Genomic DNA, 12,868 nt, shown 5'->3' with positions numbered 1-12,868 from the left:
CGGTGTTACGGTTCGCCCCATGATCCATGCCATCCTGGAACGCCACGCAGACCTGCTCGTGACCTACTGCACGAGCATCGTCCCGGGTGATCAGGTGTTCGTGCAGGTCGATGTCGCAGCGCTCGACCTCGCGCGCGCCGTCACGCGCCGCGTCCTGAGCGCCGGCGGCGAGCCGCACTTGCGCCTCGTCTACCCGGAGCAGACCGCCGACCTGCTCGAGTTGGCCGACGACGAGCTCCTCGCCTCCGAGCCGGCCACCCTCCTGGCGGAGATGGAGCGCATGGACGCCTACATCCGCGTGAACGCCCCAACGAACGCGTTCGAGCTCGAGGGGGTCGACCCGTCGAGGCAGGCGGCGCTCGGGAAGCGGCTGCGGACGGTGACCAACCGTAGGACGCGTCACACGCGCTGGGTCGGCACCTTGTACCCGACGCCGGCGGCGGCCCAGGCCGCCGGCATGAGCAGCGAGGCCTACGAGCGCTTCGTGTTCGGGTCCATGTTCTTGGACGACCCGGACCCGGCCGCGCGCTGGCGCGAGCTCGGGGCGGCGCAGCAGCGCTTGGCCGACCGCCTGGCGCTCGGCCGCGAGGTGCACATCACGGGCCCGGGCACCGACCTACGCCTGGACGTGACGGGCCGCACATGGGCCAACTCGGACGGGAAGCGCAACATGCCCTCCGGCGAGGTCTTCACGGGCCCGATCGAGTCGTCGGCCGAGGGCGTCATAACGTTCGAGATCCCGTCGAGCGTGTCCGGCACGATCGTCGAGGGCGTCACCCTGCGCTTCGCGGGCGGCAAGGTCGTCTCCGCGAGCGCGCGGCGCGGCCAGGAGCTGCTCGACGCGCGCCTGGCAGCGGACGCCGGCGCGCGCTACCTGGGCGAGCTCGGCATCGGCACGAACCCGCACATCACGGTGCCCACGCTGCAGACGTTGTTCGACGAGAAGATCCTCGGGACCGTCCACCTCGCGCTCGGCTCCTCCTACCCGGAGACGGGTGGCAAGAACGAGAGCAGCATCCACTGGGACCTCATCTGCGACCTGCGGGGCGGAGGCGGCGTCACGCTCGACGGCGAGCCCTTCCTGCGAGACGGCGAGCTCGTCGGCTGAGCTTCCACCTTCGCGCCCCTCCAGGCGCGCGACGCCACCCCTTGCGCGCCGTCTCGTGCGTGTTACTATCAGCAGCCGCGGCCTCGAAGGGCCGCGCGCTGGGCGCGAGCCGAAGTGGCGGAATCGGTAGACGCGCATGATTCAGGGTCATGTGTCCGCAAGGACGTGTGGGTTCAAGTCCCACCTTCGGCACCAACCGCTGCGCCCAGCACCTCGAACGCCATATGGCAGGCCCCGGGTTCGCGCCCGGGGCCTGCGCATGCGCTTGGACGCCGCGCGGCTCAGCCGACCGCGAGCTGCTCCAGGCTCCCGAGCTGACGCAGGATCCGCACGACCTCGCCGAGCAGGGTCAAGCGGTTGCGGCGCACGTCCAGGTCGTCCGAGAGCACGTGCACCGAGTCGAGGAACTCGTAGAGCGGCGCCTTGAGGCTCACGACCTCCTGCATGGCGCCCTCGAGGCCGCTCAGTGCGACCGGCGCGGCGTCGCGGATGTCCCAGCCCGGCAGCTGCGCCTTGGCGGCGCCTAGGAGCGCCTGCACTCCGGCGAGGGCGCCGGGCAGCGCCTCGAGCAGGCGCGGCTCCGCCTCCTCCTGGAAGAGCTCCAGCTTCACGCCCTGCCCCGGCGCGGCCGGCTGTACCGGGGTGCCCGCGGGCTCCGGAATGGCCTCGGAACGCGAGAGGTTGGCGGCGCGCTTGTAGAGGGCGAGCAGGTCGGGCATCTCCTCGCGCTGAAGCAGGGCCTCGAGGAGGAGGGCCCGCCTGGCTGCGCCCACGACGGTCACGGAGCCGAGGATGGCGGCGCGGACGACCGGTACGCTCGCGCCGCGGTCCGTGAGCAGCGAGGCGACGCGGTCCCACAGGAACTCGACGACCGCGTCCTGCACCTCGGTCGTCACGCTCACGGGGCCGTCGGCGTAAGCGGCTGCGGCGGCCTCGACCACGGTGGTGACGGGCAGCGGCCAGCCGCGCTCGGCCAGCACGCGCACGACGGCGAGGCCGTCCCGGCGGAGGGCGAAGGGGTCGGCGGAGCCGCTCGGGCGCTTGCCGAGGGCGAAGAAGCCGACGAGCTTGTCGACCTTGTCCGCCACCGAGAGGACCGCGCCCGCCGGAGTCGTCGGCACGCCGTCCTCGTGCGTCTTCGGCCTCACGCCGCCGTACAGCGCCTCGGCGGTGGCGGCGGGCAGCCCCTCGGCGAGGGCGTAGGCGCGCGCCATGACGCCTTCCAGCTCCGGGAACTCGAACACCATCTCCGTGGCCAGGTCGGAGCGGAAGACGGGCAGCGCCTGCTTGGCGGCCTCCGCCTCGGCGCCGGCGATCCCGAGCGCGTCCATGAGGAGCCTGGCGGCCACGCCGACGCGCGCGGCCTTGTCCGCCATGCTGCCGAGCTCCTTCTGGAAGGCGATGCCGGAGAGGCCCCAGGCGTGCTGCGACAGGCTCTTGCGCCTATCCGAGCGCCAGAAGAAGCGCGCGTCGTAGAGCCGGCCGGCCAGCACCTGCTCGTAACCGGAGCGCACGACGCCCTCGTCTGCGACGCGGGTGTTGGCCACGCCGACGAACGCCGGCGCGAAGGCGCCGCCCGCAGCCCTGGTCGGGAAGAACCGCTGGTGCTTGATCATCACCGTGGCGAGGACCTCCTCCGGCAGCTCGAGGAACTCGTCGCCGAACCTGCCGAGGATGGCGAACGGGCTCTCCACCAGGTCGGTGACCTCGTCGAGTAGCGCGGGCGCCTCGTCCGCCGTGAAGCCCGCCTCCCCCGCCACGGTCCTCACGGCCTGCCATGTCGCGGCCCGCCGCTCGGCCCTGTCGGCGACGACGAACCGCCGCGCCAGCTCCGCCGCGTACTCCGCCCCGCCGCCCACCTCGAACTCGCCGGGGGCGAGGAAACGATGGCCGCGCGAACGGCTCCCGGCCCGCACGCCGGCGACCTCGACGTTCAGGACCCGCCCGTCGAGGAGCGCGACCAACCACGCGATCGGCCTGATGAAGGGCGTCGGCTCGTCGCCCCAGCGCATCTTGCGGGGGGCGGGCAGGTCGCGGACCACACCGGCGAGCAGCTCGGGCAGGAGTTCGGCGGCCGGCTCGCCCCCGACGGGCACGTTGGCGTAGACGTAGCTCCCCCTGTCGTCGTCCAGCCGCACCAGGTCGGAGGCCACGACGCCGTTCTTGGCGGCGAACGCCAAGGCGGCCTTGGTGAGCTCGCCCGCGCTCGTGAACGCCACGTTCGCCGGCGGCCCGCGCCGCTCCTCGACCCGCCGCGGGGTCGACTCGGGCAAGCCCAGCACCCAGGCCGCGAGGCGGCGGGGCGTCGCGTAGACGCGGACGCTCTCGGGCGCGAGCTGGGCGGCGGCGAGCCGCGAGCTCAGCAGGTCGTTAAGCCCGGCCTCGCCGCGCGCCACGTACCAGCTCGGTAGCTCTTCCGTACCTATCTCGAACAGCAGCTCGGCCACGGCCTACGCCCCCTTCCCGGGCGCGGTCGTCTGGCCGGCCTCGCCGTCGTCGGCCGGCTGCAAGTACGTCCTGGCCGTCGTCTCGGCCATGCGCCTGACGCGCTGGACGTAGCCCTGGCGCTCCGTCTGCGACAGCACGCCGCGCGCGTCAAGGAGGTTGAAGGCGTGCGAGGAGCGCAGCACGAACTCGTAACCCGGGTAGACGAGCCCCTTGCCTAGCAGCCGGTAGGCCTCCACCTCGAACTTGTCGAAGAGCAGGCGTTGGAGCTCGGGGTCGGACTCCTCGAAGTTGTAGCGGGAGTGCTGGACCTCCATGTCGCGCCTCAGGTCGCCGAGCGTCACGCCGGGCGCGAACTCGACGTCGAACGCGTGGCGCTTGCCCTGCAAGTACATGGCGAGGCGCTCTAGCCCGTAGGTCAACTCCACGGAGACGGGCCTGCAGTCGAAGCCGGCCACCTGCTGGAAGTACGTGAACTGCGTGATCTCCATGCCGTCCATCCAGACTTCCCACCCGAGCCCCCAGGCGCCGAGGGTGGGCGACTCCCAGTTGTCCTCCACGAAGCGGATGTCGTGGGCGTTGGGGTCGATCCCGAGCGCGTAGAGCGAGTCGAGGTACAGGGTCTGGACGTCGTCGGGCGACGGCTTGAGGAGGACCTGGTACTGGTAGAAGTACTGGAAGCGGTACGGGTTGTCGCCGTAACGGCCGTCGGCGGGCCGACGGCTCGGCGCGATGCCGGCCACCCGCCACGGCTCCGGACCGAGCGCCCGGAGGAAGGTCGTCGGGTAGAAGGTGCCGGCGCCGACTTCGGTGTCCTGCGGCGGGGCGACCACACAGCCGCGGTCGGCCCAGAAGCGGTCGAGACGCGAGAGGATCTCTTGGAACAGCATGCGACTCCTAATGGCCGCACGGCGACCGTTCGCAAGCGCCGTGCCGACCTTCGGATTCTAAACGCAGGCCGGGGCACGAAGCCGCGAACGGGGCCGGTGTTCGCCTGGCCGCCGGCGAGTAGAGAGCCGCGCGCGCGCGAATCCTGACGGCTCCGTGAAGGAAAAGGTAACGAAGTCGCAGCCGCCCTGTGGCCCGTGCGGGTACTATTGCGGCATGTACACGCGGCGCAGTCCGCTTCCGACGATCCCGCTTCCAGCGACCCCGCGCCACGCGGGCTCCCCCTCGACCGCTTACCCGGTGGGTGCATGAACAGGTACGACGACCGTTCGAAGCTCGTCTTCCACTACGCGCGCGAGGAAGGCACGCGGCTCGGGCACGGCATGATCGGCCCCGAGCACCTCCTCCTCGGCCTGATGCGCGAGGGGGGCACGGCCAGCAAGATCCTCGAAGAGTTCGACGCCACCCTCGACAACTTCCGGCTCCTCGTCGAGGAGATGGTCGGCCGCGGCGACGGCCTGCCCAAGAACGAGGCGGCCATCACGCCGCGCGCCAGGCGGGTCATGGAGCTCGCCGGCTCGGAAGCGCGCAGCCTCGGCTCGAACGTCATCGCCACGGAGCACATCCTGCTCGGCATCATCCGCGAGGGCGACGGCGTCGCCTACCGGATACTGCAGAACCTCACGCGCGACGTCGACGCGGTGCGCTGGCGCATCCTCGCCGCCGCCGACCCGAAGAACCAGGCGGGCGCCGTCAACACGCCGTTCCTCGACGAGTACGCGCGCGACCTCACGCGCGAGGCGCACGACGGCAAGCTCGACCCGGTCATCGGGCGCACGGAGGAGATCCGCAGGGTCATCCAGATCCTCTCACGCCGCACGAAGAACAACCCGGTGCTCATCGGCGAGCCGGGCGTCGGCAAGACGGCCATCGTCGAGGGGCTGGCCCAGGCCATCGTCGAGGGCCGCGTCCCACCAACGCTGCTCAACGTCAGGGTCCTCTCCATCGACCTCAGCAACGTCGTTGCCGGCACGAAGTACCGGGGCGAGTTCGAGGAGCGGCTCAGGCAGATCATCGAGGAGCTCAAGAACGCCCGCGTCGTGGCCTTCATCGACGAGCTGCACACACTCGTCGGGGCGGGCGGGGCCGAGGGCACGCTCGACGCCGCCAACATCCTCAAGCCACCCCTCTCCCGCGGCGAGGTGCAGGTCATCGGCGCCACCACGACGGGCGAGTACCACCGCTACATCGAGAAGGACGCCGCTCTCGAGCGGCGCTTCCAACCCGTCATCGTCCTCGAGCCCTCCCCCGAGGAGTCGCTCGAGATCCTCGTCGGCCTGCGCAACAAGTACGAGGCCCACCACGGCGTCGTCATCCCGAAGGAGATGCTGGAGCTGGCCGTCCGCTTCGGCGAGCGCAGCCTGCCTGGCCGCAACTTCCCCGACAAGGCCATCGACCTCATCGACGAGGCTGCCGCCCGGACGCGCCTCAACAAGTCGCTCGGCTTCCCCGTCCTGGAGGAGCCGGACGGCACGCCCATCGTGAGCCGCGAGGACCTCGAGGCCGTAGTCGACTCCTGGGGCGGCATCTACGTCGACGACCAGGACAACGAGAAGCTCGCCCACATCGAGGAGCACCTCAAGCGGCACGTCGTCGGGCAGCGCAACGCCATCCGCGCCCTCGGCGCGGCGCTCAGGCGCGCGCGCGTCGGCCTCGGCGGGCGCACCCGCGTCGCGGCCTCCTTCCTGTTCGTCGGTCCGTCCGGCGTCGGCAAGACCTACCTCGCGAAGCAACTCGCCACGCTCCTCTTCGGCAGCGAGCGCTCGCTAGTGCGCCTCGACATGAGCGAGTACCAGGAGCCGCACTCGATAAGCAAGCTCATCGGCGCCCCTCCGGGCTACGTCGGCCACGAGCAGGGCGGCAGGCTCACGGAGGCAGTCAGGCGCCAGCCCTTCAGCGTCGTGCTCCTCGACGAGATCGAGAAGGCGCACCCGGACATCTACAACACGTTCCTGCAGGTCCTCGACGACGGCCGCCTGACGGACGGCCTCGGCCGCACCGTGGACCTCCGCCGCGTCATCCTGATCATGACGAGCAACACGGGCTTCAACCGCTCCGGGAGCCTCATCGGCTTCCAGGACGGCGCACAGCAGAGCACGGAGCCGCTCAAGGGCATCTTCTCCCCCGAGTTCCTCGACCGGCTCGACGAGGTCATCGCCTTCGACTCGTTCACGAAGGAAGACATCGTCATCATCACGAACCAGATGCTCGACGACATCCGCCACGAGCTCCAGGGCCGCGACGTCCACGTGACGTTCGGACCCGAGGTCGCCTCCTTCCTCGTGGAACGCCTCCCCAAGGGGGAGAGCGTGCGGCCCCTGCGCGGCGTCATCCGCGAGTTCATCGAGGACCCCCTCTCGCTCGAGCTCCTCGAGCACGGCGGCGAGGAGCCGCTGATCGTGACGATCGAGGACGGCGCCGCCGTGTTCGCGCGGCCGGTCTCGCTCGTCTAGGCGTTCGTAACGTGCCGCCGCAGGCCGGACGCCTCGCCTGATGGCGCGCTCGCTCGGCTACGTGTGTCAGGAGTGCGGCGCGCGCAGCCCCGTGAGCATGGGCAGGTGCCCGACGTGCGGCGCCTGGGGCAGTCTGGTGCTGGAGGAGCCGCCGGCGCAGCCGGCGAAGAGCGGGCGCGGGGGCTCGCACCGCGCGCTTGCCACCACGCGGCTCGGCGACGTGGCCGACGCCGCGCTGGTGCGGTTCTCGAGCGGCGACGCCGAGATGGACAGGGTCCTCGGGGGCGGCTGGGTCGTCGGCTCCGCCGCCCTGCTCGCTGGCGAGCCGGGCATAGGCAAGTCGACGCTCCTCCTCCAGCTGGCCGAGCACGCGGTGAGCGCCGGCCGCACCGTCTTGTACGTGGCCGGCGAGGAGTCGCCCGCGCAGATCCGCATGCGGGCCGATCGCATCGGCGTCGCCTCGGCCATGCAGTTGACGCGTGAGAACGACGCCGCCGTCATCGCCGCCCACCTGAGCGCCGCGGCCCCCGACCTCGTCATCGTCGACTCGATCCAGACGCTCACCGCCGAGCCCGGCGGCGTGCCAGGCACGCTGACGAGCCTGCGCGACTCGACGGCGCTCCTGGTCGAGGCCGCCAAGTCCGCCGGTTGCGTGCTAGTCCTCATCGGCCACGTGACCAAGCAGGGCTCCATCGCGGGCCCGAAGGTGATCGAACACGTGGTGGACGCCACCTTCGCCCTCGAGTCCGCCGCCGGCCTGCGCGTCGTGCGCGCCATCAAGAACCGCTTCGGACCCGCGGGCGAGGTGAGCGTCTTCGAGATGACCCGCTCCGGCATGCTCGCCGTGGCCAACCCGTCGGAGGCGTTCCTCGCCGAGCGCCCCAAGGGCGCGCCCGGCTCCGTCGTCGTGGCCGCCCTCGAGGGCCAGCGCCCCCTGCTGCTCGAAGTGCAGGCGCTCGCGTCCAAGAGCCCGTACGCGGCGCCGCGGCGCGTCGTCCAGGGTTTGGACGCGCGCAGGGTCGACGTCGTGCTCGCCGTGCTCGAGCGCCGCATCGACCTGCCGCTCGAGGCGCTCGACGTCTTCGTCAACGTCGCCGGCGGCCTGCGCATCACCGACCCGGGGGCCGACCTGGCCGTCGCCGTCGCCGTCTACTCCGCCGTCACGAACCGGGCCGCGCCCGAGGACGTCGCCTTCGTGGGCGAGATCGGCCTAGCGGGCGAACTGCGTTCCGTCAGCCAGCTCGGCAGGCGCCTCGAAGAGGCGCGCCGCGCCGGTCACCCCCGCCTCGTCGGGCCCCTGTCGGCCGACCTCACCGACGGTGTAAGGACGCTGCAAGAGGCCCTGTTGCTACTCTGGGGTCCACGATGACGACCGCCGACAAGAGCGACAGGTTACGCCTACAGGCGGATGGCGAGGGCGCCAACGGCGACGCGGGCAGCGCCGCGCTCGGCAAGGCGATCGCCAGGGGCGCGCTGACCCTGCTCGGCGGGGTGGTCGGCTACCTCGTGGGGAACTGGCTCGTCGGCCGCGGCATCCTCCTCGGCCCCAACAACCTCCTCTTCTTAACCATCCTCGGGGCGCTAACGGCGTACCTCTTCGGCGGGGGGCCCGCCGCGCGCGCCGGTAGGGCCTGGGAGTACGTGGTGGAGCGCGCCTCGCACATCCGGCCCGACGCCGCGCTCGCCGCGCTCGCCGGCGCTACCCTCGGCCTGCTCGTCACGGTGCTCATCAACAACATCCTCGCCAGCGTGCCCGGCTTCACCTGGTACTGGTCTCTGCTCGTCGCCGTGGTGCTGGTCGTCGGGCTCGGCGGCTTCTTCGTCGCCAACCGCAAGCTCCTGCCCTTCCTGCCGAGCGTGGACGGGCGCACGGCGCCGGCGCACGGTGGTGCAGCCAACGGCAAGGTCCTGGACTCCTCGGCGGTCATAGACGGCCGCCTCCTGGCGGTCATCCACGCCAACTTCCTCGAGGGGAGGCTGGTCCTCCCCCACTTCGTGCTGACGGAGCTGCAGCGCATCGCCGACTCGGACGACGAGCTCAAGCGCCAGCGCGGCAGGCGCGGGCTCGAGACGCTCGACCTCATCGCCGCCACCGACGGCATCACCATGGAGGTCACCCAGGAAGACGTCGGCAAGGGGCCGGTCGACGACCGGCTCGTGCGCCTGTGCCAGCACCTGGGGGCCGACCTGATCACCACCGACTACAACCTCACGCGCGTCGCAGCGCTGCAAGGGGTCAGGGTCCTGAACGTCCACCAACTGGCCAGCGCCGTCAAGGCGTCCTACCTGCCCGGCGAGCGGCTGGCCCTCAGCATCGTCAGGCAGGGCCGCGAGTCGGGGCAGGGGCTCGCCTACCTCGAGGACGGCACGATGGTCGTCGTCGAGGGGGCCGGCGACCGCGTCGGGACCACCATCGACGTCGTCGTCACGTCCAGCCTGCAGACGAACATGGGCCGCATGATCTTCGCGCGGCCGACCGGGCACGAGTAGCGCGGCCGGCACGGCGCGCACGCTGCCGCTCGCGCTCTGCTAACATCTACTCGCGTGGCCGCGGGGGGCCTTAGCTCAGCTGGGAGAGCACTCGCTTTGCAAGCGAGATGTCGCCGGTTCGAGTCCGGCAGGCTCCACCACGAGAAAGTGCGTCTGGGACGGTTGATCTAGTCCCAGACGCCTTCGTTTGTCTTGCGTTGTAGCGAGCTTCCGGTTCACGTCGGCGAGTCCGGCACGGATGCGGTCTTCGTGTCGTTTCGGTGTGGGTAGGTCGATGGCGTCGGCGAAGTGTGCGGCCGGCAGCTTGTCGCCTGTCCAATCGGCGGTGACGCCTGCCGGGGCGACGGTGGGAGCAGTGGCGGTGCTCATGCGGTGCTCCTTCGACCGGACGCGGCAGCCCAGACGCCTATCGGAAATCTCCGGTCGGCCGGACTGCTCCGACGGACCCAGAACGGTCAGTTGGAACACGGCACCTCGGTGCGTCGCCTGGCCTCCTGCACCTTTGCGGCAAGCCATCGGGCTCAGCTGTGGTGAAGCCGGCAACCGCGTGGTTGTGCGCGCAGCGTCGATGTGGAAGTATTAGACCGCTGGTCATACTGGCGGTCTGAGGAGGTTTGCTGGTGCGTGTTCTGATCGTGGGTGCCGGGATCGCGGGTCCCACGCTGGCGTACTGGCTGCAGCGGTTCGGGCACGAGGTCACGCTCGTAGAGCGTGCTTCGCGGTTGCGGGAGGGCGGCTACGTCGTCGACTTCTGGGGCGCTGGTTACGATGTCGCGGAGCGGATGGGGATCATTCCACGGCTGATGGACGAGGGCTACCACATCCGCGAGGCTCGTGAGGTCTCGCGCAGCGGCCGCCGCCTCGCTCACTTCGACCCCCGCCAGGTGGTCGGCCTCAGCGGGGGCCGCTACGTCACCATCGGGCGCTCCGATCTCTCCCGCGCCATCTACGAAGCTGCCGGCGGAAACGTGGAGACGGTCTTCGGAGACACCGTGGTCTCGCTGGACGACAACGGCGAGCGGGTCTGCGTCGAGTTCGAGCACGCCGCGCTGCGCGAGTTCGACATCGTCATCGGGGCCGATGGGCTGCACTCGCGGGTGCGCCAACTGGCGTTCGGTCCGGAGGAGCAGTTCGAGCGGTCCCTCGGCGTCGCCGTCGCCGCCTTCGACGTGCCCGGATACCATCCGCGCGATGAACTGGTCGCAGTGATGCATACCGAGGTGGGCCGTCAAGTGCTTCGCCTCGCCCTACGCGAGAACGTGACGATGTTCTGCATCATGTTCCGCTACGACGGGGAGATGCCGCAGGATGACGCCGGCGCGCAGCAGGACATCTTGCGGCGGTGTCTAGGCGATGTCGCCTGGGAGGTCCCGGCGATCCTGGAGCAGATGCCGCGGGCTCGGACGTTCTACATGGACCGGGCGAGCCAGATTCTGATGCCGTCATGGTCGCGCGGTCGTGTCGCGCTGATCGGTGACGCCGGGGCGGCGCCTTCGCTGCTGGCAGGACAGGGATCTGCTCTGGCGATGATCGAGGCCTACGTCCTCGCCTACGAGCTGCACGAGGCGCGCGGCGACCACGTCGCGGCGTTCGCCGGATACCAGCAGCGGCTCGCGAAGCTCGTGCGGGACAAGCAGGACGGCGCGACCGGCATGACCGGCGCCTTCGTACCTCGCAACCGCCCGCTGCTTCTCCTACGCAACGCCGTGTTCGGACTCATGACCATCCCGCCCATCGCGAAGCTGGCGATCGGGCGCAGTCTGATCGACGCCATCCGTCTCCCGCCCGTCCCCGCCAGCTGACGCGCATGCCACGGCCGCGCTTCGACACGCTTGCCCACGAACGACAGGAGGCCATCCTCGATGTCGCTCTTCAGGAGTTCTCCGCGCACGGCTTCGCCGGGGCGTCGCTGAACCGGATCATTGCCCAGGCGGGGGTCTCCAAGGGTTCGATGTACTACTACTTCGACAGTAAGGAAGACCTCTACGCCCACCTGCTTCGCGTCCAGGTGGGACAGATGATCGCCCAGGCCGGGCCCTTCCCCGTGCCCGCGGCCACCGAGCCAGACGCCTACTGGTCCACGATCGAGAACCACTGCCTACGACTGGTGGCCGCGCTCGACACGTCGCCCCAGCTGAAGAGCCTTCTACGCGACTGGATGTCGGGCACGGGCTCACGGGCCACGCAGCACGCATCCGGAGACGCTGAACAGGCCGTCCTGCCTTGGCTGGCCGAGGCTCTTGCCGCAGGACAAGCGATCGGCGCCATCCGTACCGACGTCTCCGACGACCTGCTGCTGGACATCAGCACGGCGATCGGCCGCGTGCTCGACTCAAGGGTCATCGCCAAAGCAACCGATCCTCACGACCAGGCAGCCGCTGTCCACACTGTCCTCGCCATCCTCCGACGCGCAATCCAACCGTGAGAGCGACCTTTCAGGACGCCTGCATGGCTAAAGACGCGCGTAACCGCACCGCGTGCTGGCAGGAGCCGCTGTCAGCGGTTGTCGGGGTTGATCCAGTGCAGTCCGCTCGCCCGCGCGGAACCCGGTCCAGTCATCGTGGGTGCCAGCTGCCCGCTGACATGTGGACCGGGGCCGTGGGGGCATCGAGCCGCTGCCGCTACACCAAGACCCCCTCCTGGGGTGTGGCACCGGCTGCTCGGGTGGTTGCACGCTTGATCGTGAGCCACCGAGTCAGGCAGTGGCAAGGACGAGCAGGTGATGATCATCGGCAGTAGACCGAGTGGGCTAGCGGTTGCCGCGGAGTTGCGGTTGTGCGGCCTCGATACCACTGTCCTCGAGCAGGGCAGGGCTACGGCAGCCGCGTGGGTGGGCCGCTACAGATTGTGCGCCGCGTGTGAGGCACTCGGTCAAGTATCACGAGCCCGGTCCCTGCCGAGGCAAGGAGGTCGTGGTCGTCGGGGCGGGCACCACAGGGATGGCGATCGCGTACGAGTCGGCCCGAGGCGGCACTAACCGGGTGACGTTGTGCTTCCGCGCGCCGCCCACCGTGCTGCCGCACACGTTCGGCGGGCTGCCCACGGATCTCCTCGTTCCGGTGGCGCCAGAGGTCGTTGGCCTGCACGCTGGCGGCTTCGCGGCGCGAGGGGGTAGTCGGGGTCAGTTCAACTATTGCGCCGTTGCGGGGCGATCACCGCGTCTTCACCCACACCGTGCCACGATGCACACCGAATCGGCGCGCGAGCGTGATCATGCTCACCCCTTGTGCGCGGGTTGTTCTAGTAGCGTCCACGTCGCTGTCTGTCAGGGGTGTTCTAGTTCGTCCGCTTGGCTTCGACACGGCCTTGAGGTCGTCTGCATGGGTGCTCCGCGCCGACCCGGTGATGCCGCGCTTCGCCTGAATCCACGCGAAATCAAGGCGCTCGACGGCGATGACGAGCACGTTCACATAACGGGACTCGT

The 12,868-nt window shown here is 70.2% G+C and carries 9 protein-coding genes and 2 tRNA genes; 8 read left to right on the top strand and 3 right to left on the bottom strand.

The window, feature by feature from the left end:
- The first annotated feature begins 19 nt into the window (after nt 1-19).
- Both M9914_01385 and M9914_01380 read left to right on the top strand, forming a co-directional pair.
- The gene (locus tag M9914_01385; GenBank protein MCO5172822.1) at nt 20-1,108 is read left to right on the top strand and encodes an aminopeptidase; all 1,089 of its coding nucleotides are present in this window, start codon (nt 20-22) and stop codon (nt 1,106-1,108) included.
- A 108-nt stretch (nt 1,109-1,216) separates the two neighbouring features.
- Nucleotides 1,217-1,303 (top strand) — tRNA-Leu (locus tag M9914_01380).
- A gap of 86 nt (nt 1,304-1,389) precedes the next feature.
- Here M9914_01380 and glyS read toward each other — a convergent pair.
- Both glyS and M9914_01370 read right to left on the bottom strand, forming a co-directional pair.
- On the bottom strand, nt 1,390-3,555 hold the full coding sequence (gene glyS / locus M9914_01375; protein ID MCO5172821.1) for a glycine--tRNA ligase subunit beta: 2,166 nt from the start codon (nt 3,553-3,555) through the stop codon (nt 1,390-1,392).
- Between the two features lie 3 nt (nt 3,556-3,558).
- Entirely contained in the window at nt 3,559-4,443 is an 885-nt protein-coding gene (locus M9914_01370; protein ID MCO5172820.1) for a glycine--tRNA ligase subunit alpha, read from the bottom strand.
- A gap of 306 nt (nt 4,444-4,749) precedes the next feature.
- Here M9914_01370 and M9914_01365 point away from each other — a divergent pair, with 306 nt between their 5' ends.
- The 6 genes from M9914_01365 to M9914_01340 all read left to right on the top strand — a co-directional run bounded on the left by M9914_01365 (nt 4,750) and on the right by M9914_01340 (nt 11,869).
- Entirely contained in the window at nt 4,750-6,954 is a 2,205-nt protein-coding gene (locus M9914_01365) for an ATP-dependent Clp protease ATP-binding subunit (GenBank protein ID MCO5172819.1), read from the top strand.
- A gap of 40 nt (nt 6,955-6,994) precedes the next feature.
- On the top strand, nt 6,995-8,323 hold the full coding sequence (radA, locus tag M9914_01360; protein MCO5172818.1) for a DNA repair protein RadA: 1,329 nt from the start codon (nt 6,995-6,997) through the stop codon (nt 8,321-8,323).
- Nucleotides 8,320-9,444 carry a hypothetical protein gene (locus tag M9914_01355; protein ID MCO5172817.1) on the top strand — a complete coding sequence of 375 codons (1,125 nt, stop codon included), beginning with the start codon at nt 8,320-8,322 and terminating at the stop codon, nt 9,442-9,444. The genes radA and M9914_01355 overlap by 4 nt, the downstream gene beginning before the upstream one ends.
- A 64-nt stretch (nt 9,445-9,508) precedes the next feature.
- Nucleotides 9,509-9,584 (top strand) — tRNA-Ala (locus M9914_01350).
- A gap of 480 nt (nt 9,585-10,064) precedes the next feature.
- On the top strand, nt 10,065-11,246 hold the full coding sequence (locus tag M9914_01345; GenBank protein ID MCO5172816.1) for an FAD-binding domain: 1,182 nt from the start codon (nt 10,065-10,067) through the stop codon (nt 11,244-11,246).
- A 5-nt stretch (nt 11,247-11,251) separates the two neighbouring features.
- Nucleotides 11,252-11,869, top strand: a complete 618-nt coding sequence (locus M9914_01340; GenBank protein MCO5172815.1) for a TetR/AcrR family transcriptional regulator — start codon at nt 11,252-11,254, stop codon at nt 11,867-11,869.
- Nucleotides 11,870-12,596: 727 nt separating this feature from the next.
- Here the strand turns inward: M9914_01340 and M9914_01335 are convergent.
- Complete coding sequence (locus M9914_01335) at nt 12,597-12,854, bottom strand: hypothetical protein (protein ID MCO5172814.1); 258 nt, start codon at nt 12,852-12,854, stop codon at nt 12,597-12,599.
- Nucleotides 12,855-12,868 lie beyond the last annotated feature (14 nt).

This window comes from Trueperaceae bacterium (genome assembly GCA_023954415.1).
Classification (GTDB): Bacteria; Deinococcota; Deinococci; order Deinococcales; family Trueperaceae; genus JAAYYF01.
The sequence above is the reverse complement of the archived record's forward strand: the minus strand, read 5'-3'. Positions and strand labels throughout refer to the sequence as shown.